Source organism: Aliivibrio sp. SR45-2 (genome assembly GCF_963890165.1).
GTDB lineage: Bacteria > Pseudomonadota > Gammaproteobacteria > Enterobacterales > Vibrionaceae > Aliivibrio > Aliivibrio salmonicida.
In genome coordinates this window covers 1-25,314 of record NZ_CAWPRC010000099.1, presented here as the reverse complement: position 1 = coordinate 25,314, position 25,314 = coordinate 1, and the positions used below count along the sequence as shown (strand labels likewise).

22 protein-coding genes are annotated in these 25,314 nt (G+C 38.9%); 6 read left to right on the top strand and 16 right to left on the bottom strand.

Going from position 1 to position 25,314, the window contains the following annotated elements; all coding sequences use genetic code 11:
• Nucleotides 1-28 precede the first annotated feature (28 nt).
• Entirely contained in the window at nt 29-961 is a 933-nt protein-coding gene (gene ribF / locus AACV33_RS04450) for a bifunctional riboflavin kinase/FAD synthetase (RefSeq protein WP_182699929.1), read from the bottom strand.
• Nucleotides 962-1,051: 90 nt separating this feature from the next.
• Complete coding sequence (gene murJ, locus AACV33_RS04445; RefSeq protein WP_012549386.1) at nt 1,052-2,611, bottom strand: murein biosynthesis integral membrane protein MurJ; 1,560 nt, start codon at nt 2,609-2,611, stop codon at nt 1,052-1,054.
• Nucleotides 2,612-2,832: 221 nt separating this feature from the next.
• Between murJ and rpsT the strand changes: the two genes are divergently transcribed.
• Nucleotides 2,833-3,093, top strand: a complete 261-nt coding sequence (rpsT, locus tag AACV33_RS04440; RefSeq protein WP_012549385.1) for a 30S ribosomal protein S20 — start codon at nt 2,833-2,835, stop codon at nt 3,091-3,093.
• 121 nt (nt 3,094-3,214) lie between these two features.
• Here rpsT and AACV33_RS04435 read toward each other — a convergent pair whose 3' ends face one another.
• Both AACV33_RS04435 and nhaR read right to left on the bottom strand, forming a co-directional pair.
• A complete protein-coding gene (locus AACV33_RS04435; RefSeq protein ID WP_023604104.1) occupies nt 3,215-3,511 on the bottom strand; it encodes an ArsR/SmtB family transcription factor in 297 nt (98 codons plus the stop codon).
• Between the two features lie 50 nt (nt 3,512-3,561).
• The gene (gene nhaR / locus AACV33_RS04430) at nt 3,562-4,464 is read right to left on the bottom strand and encodes a transcriptional activator NhaR (RefSeq protein ID WP_023604103.1); all 903 of its coding nucleotides are present in this window, start codon (nt 4,462-4,464) and stop codon (nt 3,562-3,564) included.
• 376 nt (nt 4,465-4,840) lie between these two features.
• On the opposite strand from nhaR, the gene AACV33_RS04425 reads away from it, so the two are divergent.
• The gene (locus AACV33_RS04425) at nt 4,841-5,986 is read left to right on the top strand and encodes a Na/Pi symporter (RefSeq protein ID WP_017020423.1); all 1,146 of its coding nucleotides are present in this window, start codon (nt 4,841-4,843) and stop codon (nt 5,984-5,986) included.
• Between the two features lie 68 nt (nt 5,987-6,054).
• Here the strand turns inward: AACV33_RS04425 and AACV33_RS04420 are convergent, their stop codons facing one another.
• The 5 genes from AACV33_RS04420 to rppH form a co-directional block, all read right to left on the bottom strand.
• Nucleotides 6,055-6,906 (bottom strand): thymidylate synthase, encoded by an 852-nt coding sequence (locus AACV33_RS04420; RefSeq protein ID WP_065611658.1) that lies wholly within the window; start codon nt 6,904-6,906, stop codon nt 6,055-6,057.
• 84 nt (nt 6,907-6,990) lie between these two features.
• Nucleotides 6,991-7,842 (bottom strand): prolipoprotein diacylglyceryl transferase, encoded by an 852-nt coding sequence (gene lgt / locus AACV33_RS04415; RefSeq protein WP_012549380.1) that lies wholly within the window; start codon nt 7,840-7,842, stop codon nt 6,991-6,993.
• A 10-nt stretch (nt 7,843-7,852) separates the two neighbouring features.
• Nucleotides 7,853-8,656 (bottom strand): sulfite exporter TauE/SafE family protein, encoded by an 804-nt coding sequence (locus tag AACV33_RS04410; RefSeq protein WP_182699928.1) that lies wholly within the window; start codon nt 8,654-8,656, stop codon nt 7,853-7,855.
• Nucleotides 8,657-10,918: a phosphoenolpyruvate--protein phosphotransferase gene (ptsP, locus tag AACV33_RS04405; RefSeq protein WP_182699927.1), complete on the bottom strand. Its 2,262-nt coding sequence runs from the start codon at nt 10,916-10,918 to the stop codon at nt 8,657-8,659.
• Nucleotides 10,919-10,954: 36 nt separating this feature from the next.
• Nucleotides 10,955-11,467, bottom strand: coding sequence for an RNA pyrophosphohydrolase (rppH, locus tag AACV33_RS04400; protein ID WP_012549377.1), 513 nt, complete (start codon nt 11,465-11,467; stop codon nt 10,955-10,957).
• Nucleotides 11,468-12,060: 593 nt separating this feature from the next.
• Between rppH and mutH the strand changes: the two genes are divergently transcribed.
• Nucleotides 12,061-12,729: a DNA mismatch repair endonuclease MutH gene (gene mutH / locus AACV33_RS04395; RefSeq protein WP_012549376.1), complete on the top strand. Its 669-nt coding sequence runs from the start codon at nt 12,061-12,063 to the stop codon at nt 12,727-12,729.
• Between the two features lie 66 nt (nt 12,730-12,795).
• Here the strand turns inward: mutH and AACV33_RS04390 are convergent, their stop codons facing one another.
• The 6 genes from AACV33_RS04390 to xerD all read right to left on the bottom strand — a co-directional run bounded on the left by AACV33_RS04390 (nt 12,796) and on the right by xerD (nt 20,985).
• A complete protein-coding gene (locus AACV33_RS04390) occupies nt 12,796-14,133 on the bottom strand; it encodes a sigma-54-dependent transcriptional regulator (RefSeq protein ID WP_012549375.1) in 1,338 nt (445 codons plus the stop codon).
• A 396-nt stretch (nt 14,134-14,529) separates the two neighbouring features.
• A complete protein-coding gene (lysS, locus tag AACV33_RS04385) occupies nt 14,530-16,035 on the bottom strand; it encodes a lysine--tRNA ligase (RefSeq protein ID WP_012549374.1) in 1,506 nt (501 codons plus the stop codon).
• A gap of 13 nt (nt 16,036-16,048) precedes the next feature.
• Nucleotides 16,049-17,147, bottom strand: a protein-coding gene (prfB, locus tag AACV33_RS04380; RefSeq protein WP_096325320.1) for a peptide chain release factor 2 whose coding sequence is annotated in 2 segments (ribosomal slippage) — nt 16,049-17,071 and nt 17,073-17,147 — 1,098 coding nt in all. Because the reading frame shifts where the segments join, the coding sequence is not laid out codon by codon here.
• A gap of 266 nt (nt 17,148-17,413) precedes the next feature.
• Nucleotides 17,414-19,153, bottom strand: a complete 1,740-nt coding sequence (gene recJ / locus AACV33_RS04375) for a single-stranded-DNA-specific exonuclease RecJ (protein WP_182699926.1) — start codon at nt 19,151-19,153, stop codon at nt 17,414-17,416.
• Between the two features lie 79 nt (nt 19,154-19,232).
• The gene (gene dsbC, locus AACV33_RS04370; protein ID WP_182699925.1) at nt 19,233-20,009 is read right to left on the bottom strand and encodes a bifunctional protein-disulfide isomerase/oxidoreductase DsbC; all 777 of its coding nucleotides are present in this window, start codon (nt 20,007-20,009) and stop codon (nt 19,233-19,235) included.
• Between the two features lie 79 nt (nt 20,010-20,088).
• Nucleotides 20,089-20,985 carry a site-specific tyrosine recombinase XerD gene (gene xerD, locus AACV33_RS04365; protein ID WP_182699924.1) on the bottom strand — a complete coding sequence of 299 codons (897 nt, stop codon included), beginning with the start codon at nt 20,983-20,985 and terminating at the stop codon, nt 20,089-20,091.
• 142 nt (nt 20,986-21,127) lie between these two features.
• On the opposite strand from xerD, the gene fldB reads away from it, so the two are divergent.
• The gene (fldB, locus tag AACV33_RS04360; protein WP_182699923.1) at nt 21,128-21,646 is read left to right on the top strand and encodes a flavodoxin FldB; all 519 of its coding nucleotides are present in this window, start codon (nt 21,128-21,130) and stop codon (nt 21,644-21,646) included.
• 128 nt (nt 21,647-21,774) lie between these two features.
• Here the strand turns inward: fldB and brnQ are convergent, their stop codons facing one another.
• Nucleotides 21,775-23,088, bottom strand: coding sequence for a branched-chain amino acid transport system II carrier protein (gene brnQ / locus AACV33_RS04355; RefSeq protein ID WP_017020417.1), 1,314 nt, complete (start codon nt 23,086-23,088; stop codon nt 21,775-21,777).
• Nucleotides 23,089-23,376: 288 nt separating this feature from the next.
• Between brnQ and AACV33_RS04350 the strand changes: the two genes are divergently transcribed.
• Both AACV33_RS04350 and srmB read left to right on the top strand, forming a co-directional pair.
• Complete coding sequence (locus AACV33_RS04350) at nt 23,377-24,081, top strand: tRNA1(Val) (adenine(37)-N6)-methyltransferase (RefSeq protein WP_182699922.1); 705 nt, start codon at nt 23,377-23,379, stop codon at nt 24,079-24,081.
• 88 nt (nt 24,082-24,169) lie between these two features.
• A partial coding sequence (srmB, locus tag AACV33_RS04345; protein WP_182699921.1) for an ATP-dependent RNA helicase SrmB occupies nt 24,170-25,314 on the top strand: 1,145 nt, incomplete at its 3' end.

Genomic DNA, 25,314 nt, shown 5'->3' with positions numbered 1-25,314 from the left:
AATTCCGTTACTTGGGCGAAATGAAATGTTATTTGTTTTCAGACAGCCACACCCGCGCTGCCTGAGAATCTAATTCTATTTGTTGTTTTAGAGCGTCAAATGACTCAAATTTATGCTCATCACGCAACTTACAAAGTAGCTCCACATCCAATTGTTGACCGTATAAATTGCCTTTATAGTCAAAGAAGTGAACTTCAAGTTGTTGACGAACGCCATCTACCGTTGGGCGATGACCAATATTGGCCACACCACCTAATTGCTTACCACTGCTGTCTTTGGCTTGAACAACATAAACGCCAGACACAGGAGAAACACAACGCTTCAATGGAATATTTGCTGTAGGAAAACCAATCGTTCTCCCCAACTTTCGACCATGGGATACACGGCCGGTAATACTGTAATCTCGCCCTAACATCACGGCGACATCTTTTAATCTGTTTTCAGCAAGCGCATTACGAATTTCAGTACTGCTGACTCTCTGTTTCTCAATACAAAAACTTTTTGTATTCACTACTTCAAAGCCGTATTTTTCACCCGCTTTTTGTAGCATATCGAAATTACCTAAGCGATGTTTTCCAAAACAAAAATCATCACCAATAACCAGAAACTTAACACCCAATAGCTTAACCAACAAGTGTTCAACAAATTCATCTGCCGTTTGCTGTGCAAATTTATGATTAAAATTAATACAAAGCAGGCGATCTATATCCAACTTATTAAGCTGAACAAATTTATCTCGTAAACGAGTCAGTCGAGCTGGCGCTTTTTCTTTAGCAAAAAATTCCATTGGCTGAGGATCAAATGTCATGACAACAGAAGGCAAACCTAATTGCTTAGCTTTGGCCTTAACTTGTTGTAATACTTGTTGATGTCCTAAGTGAATGCCATCAAAATTACCAATAGTCATTACGCAACCTTGATGGTTTGGCGTAATATTATGAATGCCTCGGATTAATTCCATTATCTCAATATCAATTTATTTGCTCAAAAAAACTGACGAATTATATACTAATCTTACTAGCCAAACCACTCAACTCAGTGAATAACAAGATTATGCATTAACTCGTAATTGACGTGGGCGCAAACCCAATATCACAGCAGGAATTAAATAACTTACCGCACCAAGAGCAATAAAGCTTAATAACATGGCCATTCTTTTTGCTAGATCCCACTCAAGCCATACGTTCATTGCTGGTATAAACCACAATAAAACGCCAACCATAATGGCACCAGATAAAACCAATTTCACAATAAATATCATGGTTTCTTTTGATAATTTATAAACATTCGCTAAATGTAATCCGCGATATAATAATGCCATATTCACAAATGCAGACAATGCTGTTGCCATTGCTAGGCCAACATAGCCATAGAAAGACGCAAAAATAGCATTAAAAACCATATTCGTAACCATCGCAATGATGCCGTAACGAACCGGAGTTTTAGTATCTTGCCTTGCATAATAACCAGGCGCTAATATCTTGATTAACATAAAGTTTAATAAGCCTGACCCATAGGCGATCAAAGACAGCGAGGCGTTATGTACATCATTTGGTGAAAATTCACCACGCATGAACAATACCATTAGCATGGGTTTTGCTAATACCATTAAACCTAACATTGCAGGGATCCCAAGTAAAATAACCATTCTGACTCCCCAATCCATCGTATTAGAGAACCCCGCCCCTTTTGCATCAACATGCTGACGAGAGAGTGCAGGTAGGATCACAGTGGCAATAGCAATCCCAAATAACCCTAATGGGAACTCTAATAAACGATCCGAATAGTAAAGCCAACTGATAGAACCCGTCGCTAAGAAACTCGCGATAAAAGTATCAAACAATAAGTTAATTTGACTTACCGATACCCCAAATAATGCAGGGATCATTAAGGTTCTAATTTTTACAACACCAGGATCATTCCAACCCCATTGCGGACGAACCAACATTTTGGCTTTATAAAGAAATGGGATCTGGAATAAGAATTGAATTAAACCGCCAAGAAAAACACCAATCGCTAACCCAATTTCAGGTTGCTCTAAGTTTGGTGAAATAAAATAGGCACAAGCAATAATGGCTACATTTAAAAAAACAGGAGTAAAAGAAGAAACGGCAAATTTACCTAACGTATTTAAAATCGCACCGGATAAAGCAACAAAGGTAATAAACCAGAGATAAGGAAAGGTTATTTTTAATAAGAAGCTAGCAAGCTCAAATTTAGGCGCATTAGGCCCATCATTCAACCAATCCATAAACCAACCGGCCCCAAATAATGCAGTTACGACACCAGAGCCTAAAATACCGAAAAAAGTAACAATGGTGACAAGCACACCAAGAGTTCCCGACGCTTTCGCAATTAATTCTCGCGTTTTATTATCATCACCACTGGCGTGATATTCGGTTAATACAGGGACAAAGGCTTGTGAAAAAGCCCCCTCAGCAAATAAGCGGCGTAAGAAGTTAGGTATCTTATTCGCAAAGAAGAAAACATCTGCAGATGCCCCTGCGCCCATTAAATTTGCCACTACTACATCACGGACTAAACCGAGTACTCGAGACACTAAAGTCATGATACTGACGATTAAGCCAGAACGTAAAAGTCGTTTACTCACAAAAAAACCTCACAAAGATGGTGATGATGACCATAAAGAGCTTACTAACTGTAAAAAATGCTGTTAGAATGCACGCCATCTTAACCGTGTTTTGCCATTCTCATCAAACTTTTGTTTGAGACAGCTTGGTTTTTACACAAATCATTTGACATTTAGGTTCAATGGGTGCATATTTCCCGACCTTAAATTGTCACCGAACTACGTTTTTGGGAGTTAAACCCTTGGCAAATAGTAAATCTGCTAAGAAGCGCGCAACTCAAGCTGAAAGACGTCGCCAGCACAACGCTAGCCGTCGTTCAATGATGCGCACTTACATGAAAAAAACTATCGCAGCTATTGAAGCTGGTGATAAAGAAGCTGCAACTGCTGCACTAGCTATTGCAACTCCACTTCTAGACCGCATGGCGACTAAAGGCCTTATTCATAAGAATAAAGCTGCACGTCATAAAGCGCGTTTCACTGCAGCAATCAAAGCTCTTTAATAGAAATTTGATTCTCAGTTAGAAATAAGAAAAAACCGACCTAGGTCGGTTTTTTTATGTCTGTTATTTAGAAAACAAAGAGTGCCACCTCTTCATCTTCCTTATCTACGTTAATTCTGTTTTATTTTGAACAATATAAATTATGTAATAATTGGATTACTGATTTAACTTCATGACTGCTTAATGAATAAAACACGGTTTGAGACTCTTTTCTTGTCGAAACCAACGCATCTTTACGCAACCAACCAAGATGTTGAGACAATGCAGATTGACTTAATGACAACTGTTCTGCTATTTGACCCACTGAAAGTTCACCTTCCAGCAATAAACAAAGAATAAATAATCGACGTTCATTAGCCATTGCTTTTAGTAGTGTGACTGCTTGCGGAGCGTTTTTCTCCATTTGTTGTAAATCCATAAATATACCTGCCATCTAATTTAGTTTCTGCTAATTTAGCTTAAAGCATTCTATTTTTGCAAATTAAAATCAAATAACTGTGAAAAATCAGCTTCACAAATACTTTTTACTGCCGGATGCTGAATCATTCGTTCTGCAAAAATAACGTAATATTCTTCTTTTAAATCTTTTACATCAGCGATTCGGTGCAAAGAAAGATCAGAGTCAGCCTCATTCATATAAACCGTGGGGGCTAAAAATACAGAGTCATTCTCACGGGCAAAGGCCTTCATTAGAGCAACGTCATCAAATTCCCCTAGAATATTAGGCGTAATACCTTGCTGATCGCACCACTGAACCACCTTTCTTCCCATTGATGTTCGACTGCCAGGGATCAGTACCTTTTTTTTCTCTAATACTTCCGGGAATTGAATATCCGTCATTTCTTTAGAGCAGAAAAAACTCATTCCACATTCACCCAATTTTTTGCTGAAAAGTCCAGAATTCTGACTTGAGTCAACAGGGCAATCCGATAAGATCATATCTAATTTATGTTGAGATAATTGTTCAAGTAGCAATTCATGGGTCGATTCAAAGCAGCGAAGATGTATTGATGCATCTTCAGGAATAGTGGTTGAAAGTACTTTACTCACTAATCGTTTAGAAAGAGCATCAGCAACGCCAACATCAAATAGCACATTTGATTGTTGACTATAATTAACTATATCTAACATCTCATAACTAAGGCCAAACATACGATCGGCGTATTTATAAATTAATTGCCCTAATTCTGTTGGCTCAATGTTGCGTCCATTACGTTTCGTTAATTTACCATCAACGCGTTCTTCCAATGCCTTGATTTGCCCAGTCACCGTTTGCGGCGTTAAAAATAATGCTTCAGCAGCTTTAGTTACCGATCCTTGTTTACACACCATCCAAAAATAATAAAGATGGTTATAGTTTAAATGTGACATAACGGTTCCTACATTGATCTTTTCCAAAAGATACGTCATTTATGACAGCGAAGACATTCATTTCGTAAAAAGCATAAAAAAAACACCAAAAACATCGGATATTCCGTATTTAAATTATTATAAACGTCATCTTTACGCAATATAGAACAAAATAGTTTCAAAAAATAATTTATATTACCTTTTGTCATAAAGAATAAAACCTGTTAAATATCAATAAATTAAAATGAAATACAAACATAATGAATCCCATTCCACATTGTGTGACGGATTTATTACCGTTTTATCCACCACTGTAATATTTCTGAAATATTCATTATCTACTATCGCTTCAGATTAAATAAACCGACAACCTATTATTTCGGTACGGAGCTTTACTATGAATACCCAATCAATTCCTGCAGCAACAATGAGCAATACCTCACGCATGCTGCGTTGGGCAAACTTAGCATTTATGCTTTACCTTCTTTTATTAGCTGTTGCAATGGTCGGAACAGGATTTAAATGGTCTGTTGGTGAACAAGCTAAAGTACTATTTGAATTTGCTTCTCACCCAATAGCAGGTCTAATGATCGGCTTAGTGGCAACGGCATTAATTCAATCATCTTCTACAGTAACCTCAATTATTGTTGGATTAGTCGCCGGTGGTTTACCAGTAGAAACAGCCATCCCTATGGTGATGGGTGCAAACATTGGAACAACAGTCACCAATACTCTGGTCAGCCTTGGTCACGCTCGTTGTAAAGTTGAATTTAGACGTGCTTTTGCGTGTGCTACCGTGCATGACTTCTTTAATCTACTTGCTGTTGCTATCTTCTTACCACTAGAGATGATGTTTGGTATTTTCCAAAAATTATCTGCATGGTTGGTATCTCCACTGCTAAACGCAGGCGACATGAGTATTAAAGGATTTGATTTCATTAAACCAATTACAAAACCAGTAATTAGCGCAATCAAAGAACCATTGTCTAGCTTTGGAAGCATGACGGGAGGTTTAGTTATGATTGGTCTTGGTATTGCTATTCTTATCATCGCGATTACCTTAATGGGTAAATTGATGAAGAGCTTAATGGTTGGCCGTGCTAAAGATATTCTAAAGAGCGCAATTGGCCGTGGTCCTATGCATGGTATTGCTTCTGGTACTGTTGTGACGGTATTAGTTCAATCTTCATCGACAACAACAAGCCTAATGGTTCCTTTAGTTGGAACTGGTGTACTTAAAGTTCGTGATGTATACCCATTTACTCTTGGAGCAAACATTGGAACGTGTGTTACCGCGTTATTAGCAGCGACTGCAGTCTCTGGTGAGTACGCAGTATTTGCTCTGCAAATTGCACTGGTTCACTTATGCTTTAATGTTATTGCTACCTTAGTTATTTATGGCACTCCTTTCCTACGTGAATTGCCACTGAAAGGCGCAGAATGGATTGCTGAAATGGCAAACCGCAACAAAGGTGTTGTGGCTGGATATTTAAGCTTTGTATTTATTATCCTTCCTGGCAGTGTTTTAGCGTTAACCGTGTAAACTGAGCAGATAAATAAAAAAGCCCCAGAGTGGTAATCACTCTGGGGCTTTTTATTTTTCAGTACATATTATACAGAAAAAGGATACTTAATCGCTTCATGGCTTTCATAGCCAATCACTTCAAAATCATCCATTGTGACCCAGGTTTCTAAATCTTCTAAAGAAGTAATCTTAGGGTTAATCTTAAAGACCGGCGCTTTCAACGGTTCACGCTTCAACTGGACGTCTTTCATCAATTCAAGCTGATCTTCGTAAATGTGACCGTTCACAATTTTATGGTACGCTTTACCTGCTTTATGTCCTGTAATTTGAGCAACGATAGCCAGTAGAAAATACACCTGAACCATATTGAAATTTAAGCCTAGAGGGACATCACAAGAGCGTTGAGTACTATTTAAGTATAATGTATCACCTAATAGCGAAAAGTGGTGTGAGTACATGCACGGACGCAAACACCCCATATCAAACTCGCCTGGATTATAGAAATTTAAAATTTCCCCACGGTCATCAATACCTTGGCTTAAATCATCAATGATCTTTTTTAGTTGATCAATAAACTCACCGTTAGGTTTTGCCCATGAACGACCTTGAACGCCATACACACGTCCCATGTCATCTTCACCTTTACGGTGAGGGTTATTTAACCAAGCATTATTTAAGTTCGCATTGGCATCCCATGTTTTAGTACCAATCTGACGAAAATCTTCGGCATTATCATAACCACGAATATAACCAATCATTTCGGCAACCGCAGATTTCCAGAAACTCTTGCGAGTTGTCACCAAAGGAAATTCACCATTGGCAACATCGTAAGTTAAATCGGCATTAATTACCGTCAAACAACGCTTTCCGGTGCGCTCGTTCTCAATCCAAGTTCCTTCACTAACGATACGTTGGCATAAGTCTAAATACTGCTTCACGGTCATGCTCTCTAAAATTGGCTTAAAAAAATGGCCTCTAACGAAGAGGCCATTACTAAAAATCGTTATTATCGCTATTCTAGCTTATTTTGCTTTTTGTTTTGAGCTATTTTGCTTATCGCCACTGTTCTTCAAATCAGTCGCATAAAGATTACGCTTAAATGCCCAAACCATCATCAATAAACCACCTATCACCATTGGTAATGATAGAATTTGTCCCATTGAAATCCAATCGCCAAACAACCCTAATTGTGCATCAGGTTCACGAACATATTCAACCAAGAAACGGAATGTGCCGTATCCAAATAAGAATAAACCAGAAACCGCTCCTAATGGACGAGGTTTACGAATAAACCAGTTCAAAATTAAGAAGAGTACAATTCCCTCTAATGCAAATTCATACAATTGCGATGGGTGACGCGGAAATGGACCACCACTAGGGAATACCATCGCCCAAGGCACATCAGTGACTCTTCCCCACAGTTCACCATTCATGAAATTACCTAAACGACCAGCGCCTAAGCCAAACGGAACCAAGGGTGCAACAAAATCGGCAATGGTAAAAAAGCTACGGTTGTTTTTATAGCCATACCAAAGCATCGCACTAATAACACCTAATAACCCACCATGGAAAGACATTCCACCGGTCCATACTTCAAATAAATACAACGGATTATCTAGGAAATATCCAAAATTATAAAACAGGACGTAACCAATTCGACCACCAATAACGACACCAAGAAAGCCGGCAAAAAGAAGATCACTGACTTGATCTTTCGTCCAACCGCTGTTTGGTTTATCTGCACGTTTATTTGCTAGCCATAATGCAAACATAAAACCAAATAAATACATTAAGCCATACCAACGTATCGCCAATGGTCCAATTTGAAATAATATTGGATCGATATGTGGGAAGTTTAAATACCCCTGACTCATGATTACTCTCTTATCCTAAGAACATTTTAGTGCCGATAAATACTAGAAATACGGCAAAGATTTTTTTTAATGTTGGTGTAGGTAAATACGATGTTAACTTTGCACCAATACGGGTTGTAAAAATGGAGGTAAGTCCAACCCCGCATAATGCAGGTAAATAAACATAGCCTAAACTCATTGGTGGTAAATCAGAGACTTGTGCACCATGAATAATAAAGCCAATCATACCTGCCATTGCGATAAGCATTCCACATAATGAAGAACTCCCAATGGCTTTTCGCATTTCTACACCATGAAAATTTAAATAAGGTACGGTAAGTGAACCACCACCGATCCCAGCAAGGCTTGATATCACACCTATGAACCCACCACTAATACCCACTTTTAATGGCGGTGGTAACGGTCTTGTCGCTGTAAATTTTAACGCTAATAACATTTGTAAAGCTAATAGTAAGACAATCACACCAAATACTTTAGGTAAATATTGACTAGGAATTAATTCAGCCGCATAACTCCCTAGAAAACCACCAACAATAACGCCTGGTGCTAACCCTTTAATGAGTTTGAATTCGACATTGCCTAACCGTAAATGGTTCAATGCAGATGACGCGGATGTCAAAATAATCGTCGCCAGAGAAGTTCCTAAAGCCATTTGCATCACAATATCAGAGGAAATCCCAGCTTGGGGCAGTAACCAAAGTAATGCAGGCACAACTAATAAGCCCCCGCCAATCCCTAATAACCCTGCCATAACACCAACAATACTGCCTAAGGCAAGATAGAGAGCAAATAGCTCCCATACACTAATGACCATTTATTTTCCTGCTCTGATGAACCCTGAAAGATCATGCTTTTCAAAAAAGACCATCATATCAGCCAAAATACTCTCTGCATCATCATGGTATAAAAGTTTTTCAACAATCTCTTTTACTTCTTCTAATGTAACTTTACGAATTATGTATTTTACTTTGGCCACGTTAGAGGTATTCATGCTGAGATGTTCGTAACCTAATCCCATCAACAATAAACAGCCAATAGGATCGCCAGCCAACTCACCACACACACTCACCGGTAAATTATATTGCTGAGCCGTATCGATAATCTGCTTTAAAGCCAATAGCACCGCAGGATGATATGACTCATACACATGAGAAACTCTTGAATTATTACGATCAACCGCGAGTAAATATTGTGTTAAATCATTTGTCCCGACAGAAATAAAATCCACCAACTCCGTAATTCTTGGGAGTAAATACAACATAGACGGCACTTCGATCATCATACCAATCCGAGGTAGAACAAAAGAAACACCCGATTCATTCAATACTTCTTCATAAGCTTGATTGATCAACTTTCTTGATTGTTTTAGCTCTGGAATACCAGAAATCATCGGTAACATGATAGAAAGATTATTATTACCGATATTCGCTCTTACCATTGCTTTTAACTGTAATAAGAAAATATCAGGATGATCCAGAGTAAAACGGATCCCGCGCCAACCTAAAAATGGGTTGTCTTCTTCTATTGGTAAATAAGGTAATGGTTTATCCCCGCCAATATCTAATGTTCTCATTATGACGGGTTTATCAATATAGGTTTCTAAAATCGATTTATATTGAAGATATTGCTCTTCTTCAGAAGGAAAGCGCTGCTGTAAAAGAAACGGGATTTCCGTTCGATAAAGACCAACACCATCAACACCTTGGTTTACAGCAATCGTGGTGTCGGCGCTGAGACCTGCATTCAAATGTATTCTCATTTGATGGGCATCACGAGTAAAGGTGGGCTTATCTAAATCCAGAGTAATAAGCTGAGATAAGGCTAATTCTTCATTTTGCAGTTCAATATATTCTTGAACTAAAGCCTCTGTCGGCTTTATATATAGCATGCCACTATAGCCATCAACGATGGCAAGCTTTTGATGATAATGCGCAGGATTAAACTCAACCCCCATGATCGCAGGAATACCAAGCGCTCTTGATAGAATTGCCGCGTGAGAGTTCGCCGCGCCTTCTAATGAGATAACCGCCTTTAATTTTTCTCTAGGAATACTGGCAAGCATCGACGCTGTTAGCTGGGTAGTTACTAAGATGACCGGTTCCGAGAGTTCGAGATCAAATTTATTCTCATAATTTAAGAAATAAAGTAAACGCTGCCCTAATTCTCGAACATCATTCGCTCTTTCACTTAAATAAGAGTCGCTCATGCGTCCAAAACGCGCGGCATAAGACTCGATAACCTGACGTAATGCCCACTCAGCAGAATCTCCTTGGTTGATCTGTTTTTTAAGATCCCCCTTCAACATCGGATCATTCAATAAGTGGGTAAACAGATCAAAAATAGCTAAGGTTTCTGTATTTAACTCTTGTTCAAATCTCTTTTTTGCTCGACGAAAATCTTTTAATGCAAACTCAATAGCACTACCAAGTCGATCTTGTTCTTTTTCTGTATCAATACAAGAACTCGGTAAAACCGCTTCAACGTTAGGTTGAGCATCATCAAACCACAAAGGGGCGATAGCCACTCCAGTCGATGCTGACAATCCTTTAAATTGCTTTTGATTAACAGACGTTAGTTGAAGTTGGCTTGACCAGCTCTCTTGTGCTTTAGCGTGAGCAAGAACCACAGCCAATTGCGCCGACAGAGTCACAATAAATGATTCTTCTACTTCGGTGAATTGACGTTTTTCTTTTTGCTGAACAACCAGAACTCCAAGATTTTGACGTCGATAAATAATCGGTGTCGCCAAAAAAGAATTAAATTTATATTCAGCAATACTAGGTATGTATTTGTATGAGGGGTGAACAGAGGCATTTGCTAAGTTAAGAGGCTCACAGCTGCGCGCAACTAAACCCACAAGGCCTTCATCAATACTTAAGGAAACCGTGTTAGGTTTGGCCTTCAGGCCTTCTGTTGCCATTAATTCTAAGCGCAGGCTGTCATTACTCATAAGATAAACTGAGCAACATTCAGTGCGCATTGAATGGCGCGTACTTTTAACCAATAACGCTAAAGCATCATCCAGTGATTCCGCTTTAGCGACTTGGTCAACAATATCCCTGAGTTGAGTAAGCATACTGACCAATCCTTAAGGCTATAAGGTATAGACAGCTTACCCTTTTTTACCTTTCCTTTTAAATTTTCGTTCTTTAAACGGCATTGCAATTGCCGCAAACTCTTTAAGAGCTCGACGATAAACATCTCGCTTAAATGATACAACTTGTCTTACTGGGTACCAATAACTTACCCATCGCCAACCATCAAACTCAGGTGAGCGATCTCTTTGCATATTCACCTTAGATTCATCACATTCTAAGCGTAACAAAAACCATTTCTGTTTCTGTCCAATACAAACAGGCTTTGAATCCCATCGAACTAAACGTTTTGGCAGTTTATAGCGTAGCCAATGACGGCTACTTGCTAAAATACGTACATCATTCTTAGTTAGACCGACTTCTTCATACAATTCACGATACATGGCTTGCTCTGGAGTTTCACCGTCATCAATACCACCTTGCGGAAACTGCCATGAATGCTGTCCATATCGCTTCGCCCAGAATACTTGACCATGGCTATTGCATATCACTATCCCGACATTCGGGCGGAAACCATCGCCATCTATCACAGGATGACCTCATCATAAACTTATATTCCCTTGATTTTTTCACAGATCGTCTCTTTGAGCAAACAGGATCACGCTTTCTTGTCACGTTTTACTAAAATAACCGTTAATTCTGAATAACTTTTAATCATCGAGTAACTTATCAACATAACAATGAGAGCTACTCCACATTTATTCACCTTTTCTGTGCATAACTTTGTGTAGAAACCTAAAAGAGCGAATAAATAGAGAAAGCAGTGAATCCTTAGCCTTCAATATGAGCTGCATTCAAAAACAATAAATCAGATAATAAACATAAGGTTAACGAGAGGATCTTTTAAAGGATCGTTTATCAAAAAAAGCCATTGAATAATATAAACACAGATCGGTTAAAGATCGAACAATGAGCCAACTATCCACAACTAAGTCGTAATTAATGACTAGACCATTGAAAAGTCAATAAGTTATTCATAAATAAAGCACTGTATATAGATCCAGAAAAATAGCTAAGGAAGAAAAATATAGCATAATGTGGATAACTTTATTCGATCCAGACAAACTCAATAAAAAATGAAGAATATGGTAATCTTATCTTTTATCTAATCAATTTAAGGCCTATGACTCCCTTACCACCTAAAACAATTGATGAACTGTTATCTAGAGCAGAAAGCATTGCTGGTTATACCTTGGCAGAACTTGCGCTGCAAGCTGGAATACCCGTACCTGAAAATCTAAAGCGCGATAAAGGCTGGGTAGGTCAATTACTCGAATGGCATCTTGGTGCGTCAGCAGGCAGTAAACCTGTACCTGATTTCATTGATCTTGATATTGAATTAAAAACAATTCCAATCAGTCATTCTGGTAAACCATTAGAGACCACCTTTGTGTGTGTCGCCCCCTTAACTGGCGTACATAGCCTACAATGGAAAGAATCACACGTTAGACACAAGCTCTCTCATGTATTGTGGATCCCCGTGGAAGGAGAAAGAGAAATTCCGGTCGGTGATCGTCATGTCGGTTACCCAGTACTTTGGAAACCATCAATCAAAGAAGAACAACAATTACAACAAGATTGGGAGGAGTTAATGGATCTCATCGTGTTAGGAAAAGTAGAATCAATTACGGCAAGGCATGGGGAAGTATTACAACTAAGACCAAAAGCAGCAAACAGTAGAGCATTAACAGAAGCCTATGGTGATAATGGTCAGCCAATAAAAACCTTACCTAGAGGGTTTTACTTAAAAACGCACTTTACCCACTCTATATTAACATCCTTTTTTAACTAAAAAAGCCACTGTATTTATAAATACAATGGCTTTAAACATGAGTGAGTTACTCGCTTACTGTACGAATTAACTGTATGTTCTTGGCTCAGAAATAAGGTTATGTTTATTCAATAAACGATACATCGTAGCACGGGATACCCCTAACTCTTTCGCTGCTGATGATACTTGACCATCATGTGATTCCAGAACCAATAGTAAAGCATCACGTTCTGAATTTTCACGGATTGTGCGTAAACTGCGTTTTGTATCATTACGCTGAGGAAGATCCAAATGCTCAAGATCAATCGTCATACTATCAGCAAGTAATACCGCTCGTTTCACTTGATTAACCAGCTCTCTCACATTACCAGGCCATGGGTAATGAATCATCGTTTGTAGTGCTTCTTCTGAGAAAGTACGTGCCTGAGTATTATATTCTTTCGCATATCGCTGTAAAAAATGCTCAGCTAGAATCGAAATGTCTGAACTGCGTTCTTTTAATGCAGGTACATGAATACGCAATACATTTAAGCGATAATAAAGCTCTTCCTTGAAGTCCCCTTCTTCGATCGCTTTTTCAAGATCAATATGACTTGCAACAATAACTCGAACATCAAGATCAACAAGTCCTTGAGGCGTTTCCATATTGCTTTCTTGTAGAAAACGTAATAAAAGTTGTTGTTGGCTGACTGGTAAATCATTAATGTCATTTAAAAATAATGTACCACCATTGGCTTGTAATAATTTTGATGTTTCTGGGAATTCAGAATTCAAACCAAATAATTCTTGTTCAATTTTCACTTCAGACAATGAACCACAGTTCAGCGATACAAAGGGACCTTTATTACGACCTGAAGAATCATGCACCGCTTTAGCAACGACATCTTTACCTACACCACTCTCACCTGAAATTAAAATAGAGACATCGGTAGGGGCAACTCTTCGGATCTGATCTCTTAGGCGTTTCACTGCTGGTGCTTCACCTAAAATACCTAAATCTGATTTATTTCCTAAATTTGGCCATACTTTACGCTCAAGCTTTAGCATTCCCAGTTGATGGCCGATAGTACTCAATAGCTGCGCATCAGGGATTGGAGCGGTAAAAAAGTCGATACAAAAATTCACAATAAATTGGCAAATCGTATCAGAACCCAGTTGAGATTCACGAATAAACGCAATCCAACGAACTTGTTTATTATTATTAACTAGCGTGGCAATTCCATTTAAACTGAAATCATCTTGGCTTAAATCAACAATCCCAATACATGGTCCAATTTCGTCAAATAATGTTTGTGCTGCACGTAAGTCGTAACAACGGTGACAACGCCAACCTACTTGTTCTAAGACCGCTAACCAAGGTTCGTAGCTACCACCAACGACAACTAATGAACCAGGAACCGAATCCATACGAAACTGAGTACCCATAAAACTACCTCTAAATTCTTTATATAAACCAACTAAAATATCTCTTAAGAACGACTATACAGGTTTTAAGACGAACACGAGTCTCACAAACGAGATGGCCGTCATTGTTTTAACAAAAAAAACATGAAATCACACCAAATAATAGCTGATAATTAACATAACAGCCTCATGGTAGACTCATTAATGAGAATTAATCAAAAAAAAGCCATAAGGAATCATGTTTTAATTACTTTTTAGAGGTATTAGTGAGTAAGAAGAGAATTGTAAAAATTAAGTCAATTGAATCATAACTGCTATTTATTTTAAATTTATCACTTTATATCGTCATAATTCAGATAAAAAAAGAGCGACTAAAAAGCCGCTCTTTCAATTTGTTATCTATTTTTTTTATTCAACTTATGCTTGTGGACGCATAGAAGGAAATAAAATCACGTCACGAATAGTGTGAGTGTTAGTGAATAACATTACTAGACGGTCAATACCGATACCTTGACCTGCTGTTGGTGGTAAGCCGTGCTCAAGTGCAGTGATGTAATCTGCATCGTAGAACATTGCTTCATCATCACCAGATTCTTTCGCGCTTACTTGTGCTTTAAAGCGTTCATCTTGATCTTGTGCATCATTCAGCTCAGAGAAGCCATTTGCAACTTCACGACCACCAATGAAGAATTCAAAACGGTCAGTAATGAAAGCATTATTATCATTACGACGAGCCAGTGGTGAAATATCCGCTGGGTATTCAGTAATGAACGTTGGTTGCATTAGCTTAGGTTCCGCTGTTTCACCAAAGATTTCTTCAAGAAGTTGACCACATGTCCAGAAGCTTTCTACTTCTACATGAACTGATTTCGCGATAGAAACCATAAGATCACGATCTTGAACGCCATCATACGTTAGCGCTTGAATTTCAGCGTGCTCAGGGTTGTACATTTTGATTGCGTCTAACATGCTCAAACGTGCATATTTACCGCCAAAATCTACTGTGTATTCGCCGTAAGGCATTTTATCGCTGCCTAAAACAGAAATAGCCACTTGAGATAGCATTGCTTCTGTTAAATCCATAAGATCGTTGTAATCTGCATACGCCATGTAGAATTCCATCATTGTGAATTCTGGATTATGACGAGGAGAAAGACCTTCATTACGGAAGTTACGGTTGATTTCGAATACACGCTCAAAACCACCAACAACTAGACGTTTAAGATAAAGCTCAGGTGCAACACGTAAGTACATGTCAACATCAAGTGCATTATGGTGAGTAACGAATGGACGAGCCGATGCACCACCAGGGATAACGTGCATCATTGGCGTTTCAACTTCCATGAAGCCTTTATCAACCATGAAGTTACGAATTGCAGAAACCACTTTAGAGCGGATAATAAATGCAGTACGAGAATCTTCATTTACGATAAGGTCAACATAACGTTGACGGTAACGCATTTCTTGGTCAGTTAAACCGTGGAATTTTTCAGGCAATGGACGTAGTGCTTTAGTTAGCAGTACGAACTCTTCCATATTCACGTAAAGATCGCCTTTACCTGATTTATGTAGAGCACCTTTAACACCGATGATGTCACCGATATCTAGGCCTTGGTATTTTTCTTTAAGCTCTTTTTGCACATCTTTTGATGCGTAAGCTTGGATCTTGCCAGACACTTCTTGGATCAATAAGAAAGGACCGCGCTTCGCCATTACACGGCCAGCAATTGCTACAATGTGGTTTAATTCTTCTAGCTCTTCTTTGGTCTTTTCACCAAATTCCGATTGAAGATCCGCAGCAAGACTGTCACGACGGAAGTCATTCGGGTGGCCATTAGCCTTACATGCTTGACGGATATGGTCTAATTTACCACGGCGTTCTGCAATCAGTTTGTTTTCATCTAGTTGTACTTGGTCAGTCATAATGAACCCTTTCTTATAATCCAGATTTTAAGCTGGCTTCGATAAATTTATCTAAATCGCCGTCTAAAACGGCTTGCGTATTACGATTTTCAATGCCGGTACGCAAATCTTTAATGCGCGAATCATCCAATACGTATGAGCGAATCTGACTGCCCCACCCAATATCGGATTTGGAATCTTCGTTTACTTGTTTCTCTGCGTTTTGTTTCTGAAGCTCAAGTTCAAACAGTTTCGCTTTCAACTGCTTCATCGCTTGTGCTTTGTTTTTATGCTGAGAACGATCATTTTGACATTGCACTACTGTATTTGTCGGAACGTGAGTAATACGAACCGCAGATTCAGTGGTGTTTACGTGCTGACCACCCGCGCCAGAAGCTCGGTATACATCAATACGTAAATCAGCAGGATTGATATCCACTTCAATGTTATCGTCAATTTCAGGATAGATAAACGCTGAAGCAAATGAGGTATGTCGGCGACCACTTGAGTCAAAAGGTGATTTACGAACTAGACGGTGTACACCCGTTTCGGTACGTAACCAACCATAAGCATATTCACCAGAGATTCGAACTGTTGCGCCTTTAAGACCAGCAACATCACCATCAGAAATTTCGATAACTTCGGTTTTAAATCCTTTCGCTTCCGCCCAACGCAAATACATACGCAGCATCATGGATGTCCAATCTTGCGCTTCTGTACCGCCAGAACCCGATTGTAAATCAATATAACAATCTGATGAATCATGCGCGCCTGAGAACATACGACGGAATTCTAGTGTCGCCAGTTTTGCTTCTAATTCAGCAAGTTCAGGTTCAATTTCATCAAGTGTTTCTTGATCTTGTTCTTCCACTGCTAACTCAAGTAAACCTTCAACGTCTTCACCGCCTTGATCTAATTGGTCAATTGTTTCAACAATCGCTTCTAATGAGGCACGTTCTTTACCTAGCGCTTGAGCGCGCTCTGGTTCATTCCATACTTCTGGTTGTTCTAGCTCTGCATTGACTTCTTCTAGACGCTCTTTTCTCGCATCGTAGTCAAAGGTACCCCCTCAGGATATTTGTGCGTTCAGACACATCCTGGAGGCGGTTTTTTATAGGATTAATTTCGAACATGGTGTTTTATCATCGCCGAATAAAAAATAACCTAACGATTTTAACCAAAAGTGTGATAGAAATCGAGGTATTTCAACCTCTAAAAGCAAGAACAATACACTTTTAGAAAATGGTGTAAATTTCATCACACCAAATCCCTTTTTATTTAACTTCAGCTTGGAATACGAGCCTTTCCATTTTCATACAGGCTATAAATGCAACAAGTCATTAAGTATTTATTAACGCAAGGTTTAGTTAAAATTAACTTTAGTCCCTAAATCAAGACTCTATATCGGTTCTATATAGTCAACCATTAACTGCAATGTCTGATTGCCTCTGAATTCATTAATGTCTAAACGGTAAGCTAACTTCACTTTTTGTACTGAAGCATCTGGCCAACGACGTACGTCAATATTAAAGGCAATGGCATCGATCATTTTGTTGGTTGGAAAATCTTTATGTATTGGCTCTAGCATTAACTTAAGGTGTTTTTCACCAACCAAACGTTGATTCAATACTTTAAACTCACCATCAAAAATAGGTTCAGGGAAGGCTTGTCCCCAAGGACCACCAGCACGAAGGATCTCAGCCGTTCCTAAGGTAAATTCTTCGGGCATTAATTCGCCATCAGATAATACCACCCCAGTTAACGCTTCTTCTTCTACTGATTCACGGACCACGTCATCAAACGCTTGGGAGAAACGTTTGTAATCGACTTCTTTAATACTTAATCCCGCAGCCATCGCATGACCACCAAATTTTAATATTAAACCGGGGTTTCGGGTATCAATTAAATCCAACGCATCACGCATATGAAAACCCGAGATTGAACGGCATGATCCTTTAATTAACCCATCACCACCATCAGCAAAAGCAATCACTGGACGATGGTATTTCTCTTTGAGACGAGACGCTAAAATACCAATCACACCTTGGTGCCAATCTCGTTGAAATAAAACTAAACCAAATGGCAATTCACTTTGTGCACCAAACTCTAAGCGCTCACAGATTGCTATCGCTTCTTCTTTCATGCCTTGTTCTATTTCTTTACGAGTTTGATTTAAAGCATCTAATTCTGACGCCATACGACGAGCAGCATGAATATTGTTGGACATCAAAAGTTCTACGCCAAATGACATATCATCCAAACGCCCTGCCGCATTAATTCTAGGGCCTAACGCAAAACCAAAGTCTGAAGCATTGATCCTAGATGGCACTTTATTGGCAACTTCGATCAACGCTTGAATTCCTGGACGGCATTTCCCAGCTCGAATACGTTGAATACCTTGATGCACTAAAATACGGTTATTTTCATCCAAAGCCACTAAATCAGCAACGGTACCTAAAGCGACTAAATCCAATAAGTCAGCAAGGTTAGGGATAGGAATATTTTGCGTTTCAAACCAGTTGTTTTCACGTAAACGCGCACGGATAGCCAACATCAAATAAAAAGCAACCCCTACGCCAGCTAACGATTTAGAAGGAAAGGCACACTCTTCAAGGTTTGGATTCACAATCGAATCTGCAATTGGTAATGATGACCCCGGTAAATGGTGATCCGTCACCACCACTTGCATACCATAAGCTTTAGCAGCAGCGACACCATCAATAGACGATACGCCATTATCAACGGTCATAATGATCTCAGCCCCCATTGCTTTGGCTTGATCAACCACATCAGGACTTAATCCGTACCCATCTTCGAAACGGTTAGGGACTAAGTAATCCACATTATTGCTGCCCATCATTCGAAATGCCATGACTGACAGTGCAGAGCTCGTCGCTCCATCAACATCAAAGTCACCCACAACAATAATTCGTGTTTGTTTTGCTATCGCTTCAACTAAAATATCAACCGCTTTTTCAATACCATGCATTGATTGAAATGACAGTAAATTCTTAGCACCGCGTTCTAACTGATTATTGGATGTGATCCCACGAGTCGCATAAATCCGTTGTAAGATTGAAGGAATTGAACTCGGAAAGTTTGGAATAACAGGAATAATACGACGTTTCACTTCAATCATGATATTGGCCTAACATTACGTTTATTAAATACAAAAAATCCCCGTAACAAGACGGGGATTTCGATTAAAGAAAGAGAAATTATTTTTCTAAATCGGCAAGCAATTCTTTCGCAGGTTTGTAACCAGGAACTAAATCGCCATTAGGTAAAACAATAGCTGGAGTGCCATTTACACCCATTTTACGACCTAAAAGATATTGCTCTTTAATGATATTTTTACACTGAGCAGTCGCGGGTTTTGAACCATTTATTGGGCGATTAGATTTCGCATCTTCCATCGCTTGCTGTTTATCATCAGCACACCAAACTTGCGCCATTTTATCGGCAACTGAGCCTTGGTAGCCCTGACGAGGATACGCTAAATAACGAACCGTAATTCCTGCATCATTATACTCTTTCATCTCTTTATGCAGTTTTGTACAGTAACCACAGGTGATGTCGGTAAAGACGGTAATCACATACTTTTCGTTTTTTGCAGGGAACATGATCATGTTCTCACTTTGGCTATCGACTAGCTTAGCAAAACGAGCCGCTAACAAATCTTTCATATTACCATTTTCATCAAACTCAAAAATTCGACCTTGAATAAAGTGCTTACCGTCATCAGAGACGTAAAAAATACCAAATGGGGTTTCAACTTGTTTGAAGCCATCAATATCAGAATCATGAATGGCTTCAACAGGTAAACCTAATGTCGTTAATCGTTGAGTAATCGCAATTGTTGAATCACTATTAGATGCCACTACAGGAGAAGCCGGTGTTGCAGTTTCTTTTACTTGCTCATCAGAACAAGCAGTAAAAGAAGCGACGCTCAATAGAGCAATAATCATTGCGCTAGTACGGCGAATAAAAGACATAAAAGGTTACCTATAAAAAAGTGTGATGTAAGAACGTTTAAATCATTAGAGTTTAGAAAAACCAAGAAGTTCCCATTCATTAAGAACGAGGGTGATGCTCTTGATGTATCTGTTTCAAACGCTCTGTTGCTACATGAGTATATATTTGTGTGGTAGAAAGATCACTATGTCCCAATAACATTTGTACGACTCTAAGATCTGCCCCATAGTTTAGCAAATGTGTCGCAAAAGCATGGCGTAAAACGTGAGGCGATAATTTGTCCGTATCAATCCCTGCAATTACGGCATAATGCTTTATGCGATGCCAGAATGTCTGTCTTGTCATTTGTCTTGCACGTCGACTAGGAAAAACCACATCTGAGCTTTTTTCGCCCAATAGAGTTGATCGACCTTGATCTAAAAATGTTTGAATCCAATAAACCGCGTTCTCTCCCATTGGAACCAAACGCTCTTTATCTCCCTTACCAGTAACTCGTACGACACCTTGACGTAAACTCAAATTTTCCATCGTTAAACTCACTAATTCCGTCACACGCAAACCTGTCGCGTAAAGCAGTTCTAACATAGCGCGATCACGGAGTTCTAATGGATCATCTACATTAGGTGCTTCCAGTAAGTCATTTACTTGTTCTTCACTTAGATCTTTCGGTAATCGTTGCGGTAACTTGGGACTCATTAGTAACGCGGTAGGATCATCACCTCTAATTTTTTCACGATGTAAATACTGGAAAAATCGACGCAAAGCAGAAAGCATACGAGCTCGAGATGTTTGCTTATATTGTTTATCAACTAAATAAGCTTGGTATTCATTTAATCCCATTGCAGAGATAGAAGCACACTTATAGTGATTCTCATCTAACCAACTCAATAATTTCATTAAATCGTTTCGATAAGAAGATAACGTATTTTCAGATAATCCACGCTCCATCCACATGGTATCTAAAAAACGCTCGATCAACGCCATATCATTATTCATTACCATCACCACAAAAACTGCATACCAGAAACACTGGTTAGAATTACAGTATTAAACAATTTAACTGACTTTCAATGCAAGTTTAATTTTAAGAATCATTTGCGGTACACTACAACTAATCCTCATTGTTATGGAATATAGAATGAAAATCGGCCTATTTTATGGTTCTTCTACCTGCTATACCGAAATGGCATCAGAGAAAATACGCTCAACCATTGGTGAAGATATCGTTGATATTTTCAATATTAAAGACACGTCAGCGTCAGCAATGAATGACTACGATCTGCTCATACTCGGGATTTCGACGTGGGATTTTGGTGAAATCCAAGAAGATTGGTTGGCGGTATGGGAAGAATTAGACGGACTGTCCTTAAAAGGGAAAACCATTGCTTTATTTGGTCTTGGCGATCAAGGAGGTTATGGCGAATGGTTCTTAGATGCAATGGGGTTATTACACGATGAATTAAAAGCGACTGATGCAACTTTTATTGGTTATTGGAAAAATGAAGGTTATGTATTTGATGCCTCAAAAGCATTAACAGAAGACAAATCTCACTTTGTTGGTTTGGCATTAGATGAAGACAGCCAATACGATAAAAGTGACGAGCGTATTGAGCAATGGTGTGAACAAATCCTAGTGGAATACCACGACTCTCTTTAAATTCAAATCACTTTACTAACGAAAACGAATAAGAGCTAATGTGACCCAGTTAGAACATTAAATATCTAACAAGTTCAGCATTAGCTCTTAATAGAAGAAAAGCAAGAAACTCTATTATCTAGAGATAATTACACCTCTTTAGTCACTAACTCGTCTTCTTTCTTACCAATAAAACGAACAATGATAATTGACGCAAACGTAGGGATAACCCAAGCCATACCGCGATCAAACATTGGTAGCATCGAGAATGCCGACATATCTGCACCCGCTACTTTCGCCGCATCTAATACAGCAAAGCAAGTTGCAACAGTAACGACGACACGGTATGCCAGACGAGGATTCGGCATCATATGACGCAAAAATGCTAAAACAATCAGAGCCATCGCAATAGGGTAAAGTAGGAATAATACTGGTACCGATAGTGCAATAAGCTGAGTGAGACCAACATTAGCCACAATAGCGCAAGCCACACCAACAACAATAACCCATGTTTTATAAGTCACCTTACAAATTGAACTAAAGTAATCAGCACAAGCGGAAATAAGACCGATAGCCGTCGTTAAACAAGCAATCATGACTATAATAGACAATACGATTTGGCCAGAAGAACCAAATAGCGCATGAGTATATGCAGTTAAAATCTCACCGCCATTTGTTGCACCAGGAGCAACAGAGCTAGACGTCGCACCAAGGTAGAATAAAGAGACATAAACAAATGCTAGGCCTAATGCCGCAATACAACCTGCAGCAGTTAAATATTTAGTGGTCGCTTTATGATCTGTAATGCCTTTCTTTTTTAATGCATCAATCATTAAAATACCAAACATTAACGCACCAAACGTATCCATGGTGTTATAACCTTCAAAGAAACCAGTCGTTAATGGTTGATTGATATAGTTACCTGTTGCTGCAACAATCTCACCTTGTGGATTAACAAATACCGCAATCGCTAAAATGATTAAACCAATGAATAATGCTGGCGTTAAAAACTTACCAATCGTATCGATAAGCTTACCTTGCGACCAGGCAAAAAACATTGCGATTGAAAAGAATGCGATTGAGAATAGTGTTAATGATATTTGTCCGGCATCAGCAGACATAAATGGTTTTGCAGCCATTTCATAAGCAACTAAACCTGTACGAGGGGCAGCAAATGCAGGCCCAATGATAACAAACATCAAAATAGCCATAATAATCGCTACTTTTGGTGGTAAATCACGAGTAAGTTGCTGCCAAGATCCACCAGCTACACCAATAGCAATAATGGTCATAAGAGGTAAACCTACCGCAGTAATAAGGAACCCCCCCATTGCACTGTAAACATGTTCACCGGCCATCTGACCTGCAATTGGTGGAAATATAATATTGCCTGCACCTAAAAAGAAGGCAAAAAGCATAAAGCCAACGGCTATGATATCGGTTAGTTTTAGTGATTGTTTCACAGAAAACCCTTCTTATAATGTTGTGTGTTTGATTTCGTATTTTTATATCTTTTTTGATATTTATTTAAGAATAATGACCAATTAATCATTAAATCGCAATAGTGTAGATAAAAACACCATAATATATACAAACACAACCTACCAAGCAGTTTAATACCCTGTTTTATAGGCCAAAATAAGAACCATAATTCAATACTTAAGCATTTAACAATAGATCCAAAATAGAACAATAAACCACTTAACATAAGAAACACAAAATTAACAACTATAACTATAAATGAGCATCTAATGAATAAAGGCTTCACTTTCAAACTGTTCCATATCAATATTGGTCTATGCGGAATGCCAGTAAGCACCGATGGCGTGCTTCTTGGTGCTTGGGCTAATATTGAACAAAGCAAAAATATTTTAGATATTGGCTGCGGAACGGGGTTATTAAGCCTTATGAGTGCTCAGAGAAATGAAAATAGTCATGTTGATGCGGTAGAGTTAATGCCCCTTGCTGCTGAAGTTGCTTTACAAAACTTTATTCAAAGCCCTTGGAAAAACCGTTTACACTTAATTCATCAAGATATTCTTCATTATCACCCCGCTCATTTATATGACGCTATTATTTGCAATCCACCTTATTTCAATAATGGTGAGCAATCACAGAAAGGCGAACGCTCAATTGCCCGCCATACTGATAGCCTACCTTTTGATAAATTATTAAAATGCTGTAAGGCATTAATGTCCTCTAAAGGGCGTGCAAGTTTCATTCTTCCATTCATTGAAGGTAATCAATTCATTGAAATTGCTAAAAAACACAGTTTTCACCTTACAAAACTAACAAAAATACAAACCACAGAAAAAAAAGATGTTTCTAGATTATTGATTGAGCTATCAATTTTTCCTTATATTTATCAAGAGACTACATTAATAATCCACAGTAAAGATGGTTATAGTAATGACTTTATTCAGCTCACTAGACACTTTTATCTCAATATGGCTTAAAAGATCGGTGATCCGTCTCTAATAAATCACTATAATGTCTGGCTAATATCATATTTATACTCTTTAGACCTGAACGGAGAATCTAACAGTGATCAAAACGTTTGCTGATCTCGATCTATCCCCTAACCTACTGCGCGCTCTTGAGGAGATTGGTTATCAACGTCCAACTCAAGTTCAGGCTATGGCGATCCCTGAAGCATTAGAAGGTAAAGACATCCTTGCTTCTGCTCCAACTGGAACTGGTAAATCTGCGGCTTTTTTACTGCCCGCTTTACAGCATCTTGACGATTTTCCTCGTCGTGATCCAGGTCCTGCGCGTGTATTAATCCTAACGCCAACTCGTGAACTTGCTATCCAAGTTGCGGATGAAGCTCGTGAATTAGCTAAATACACTCACCATAAAGTATTTACTATCACTGGTGGTATCAGCTACCAAGAGCACGCTGACATTTTGGCAAGAACTCAAGATATTGTGGTAGCAACGCCAGGTCGTTTAATGGAGTACATCGAAGCTGAACGTTTTGATTGTCGTGCCATTGAAACCCTGATCCTTGATGAAGCCGACCGTATGTTAGACATGGGTTTTGGTCCTGTTGTTGATCGTCTTTCAAAAGAGTGTCGCTGGCGTAAACAAACCTTCTTGTTCTCTGCAACATTAGAAGGTCGTGGTGTTGATGGTTTTACCGCTGATCTATTAAACGAACCAGCAAAAATTGTCGCAGAACCATCGCGCCGTGAACGTAAGAAAATCACTCAGTGGTATCACCGTGCCGATAGCTTGCCACATAAAATAGAATTACTGAAAAGCATTCTAACGAACCAAACTGAGCGCGCGATTGTATTTGTAAAAACTCGTGAGCGTCTTGCTGAACTTCGTGGTCACTTAGAAACAGCTAAGATTTCATGTGCTTGGTTACAAGGTGAAATGCCTCAAGAAAGCCGTAACAATGCAATTTCTCGTTTCCGTGATGGTAAAGTTAACGTATTGATTGCTACAGATGTTGCTGCTCGTGGCATCGATTTACCCGATGTTAGTCATGTGATTAACTTTGATATGCCTCGTACAGCAGATGTATATTTACACCGTATCGGTCGTACTGCTCGTGCAGGTAAAAAAGGCAATGCTGTTTCTTTGATTGAAGCACATGATCAAAAAATGATGGAACGCGTTGGCCGTTACGTTAAAGAAGAAGATGAAATTATTAAAGAACGCTTTGTTGAAGGGTTAAAACC

Bases quoted from the DNA above. Each gene is read 5' to 3' on its own strand.
- ribF (WP_182699929.1), bottom strand. From the start codon at position 961: ATGGAATTAATCCGAGGCATTCATAATATTACGCCAAACCATCAAGGT.
- AACV33_RS04435 (WP_023604104.1), bottom strand. From the start codon at position 3,511: ATGGATTTACAACAAATGGAGAAAAACGCTCCGCAAGCAGTCACACTA.
- nhaR (WP_023604103.1), bottom strand. From the start codon at position 4,464: ATGTCACATTTAAACTATAACCATCTTTATTATTTTTGGATGGTGTGT.
- AACV33_RS04425 (WP_017020423.1), top strand. From the start codon at position 4,841: ATGAATACCCAATCAATTCCTGCAGCAACAATGAGCAATACCTCACGC.
- lgt (WP_012549380.1), bottom strand. From the start codon at position 7,842: ATGAGTCAGGGGTATTTAAACTTCCCACATATCGATCCAATATTATTT.
- AACV33_RS04410 (WP_182699928.1), bottom strand. From the start codon at position 8,656: ATGGTCATTAGTGTATGGGAGCTATTTGCTCTCTATCTTGCCTTAGGC.
- ptsP (WP_182699927.1), bottom strand. From the start codon at position 10,918: ATGCTTACTCAACTCAGGGATATTGTTGACCAAGTCGCTAAAGCGGAA.
- mutH (WP_012549376.1), top strand. From the start codon at position 12,061: ATGACTCCCTTACCACCTAAAACAATTGATGAACTGTTATCTAGAGCA.
- AACV33_RS04390 (WP_012549375.1), bottom strand. From the start codon at position 14,133: ATGGGTACTCAGTTTCGTATGGATTCGGTTCCTGGTTCATTAGTTGTC.
- lysS (WP_012549374.1), bottom strand. From the start codon at position 16,035: ATGACTGACCAAGTACAACTAGATGAAAACAAACTGATTGCAGAACGC.
- recJ (WP_182699926.1), bottom strand. From the start codon at position 19,153: ATGATTGAAGTGAAACGTCGTATTATTCCTGTTATTCCAAACTTTCCG.
- dsbC (WP_182699925.1), bottom strand. From the start codon at position 20,009: ATGTCTTTTATTCGCCGTACTAGCGCAATGATTATTGCTCTATTGAGC.
- xerD (WP_182699924.1), bottom strand. From the start codon at position 20,985: ATGAATAATGATATGGCGTTGATCGAGCGTTTTTTAGATACCATGTGG.
- fldB (WP_182699923.1), top strand. From the start codon at position 21,128: ATGAAAATCGGCCTATTTTATGGTTCTTCTACCTGCTATACCGAAATG.
- AACV33_RS04350 (WP_182699922.1), top strand. From the start codon at position 23,377: ATGAATAAAGGCTTCACTTTCAAACTGTTCCATATCAATATTGGTCTA.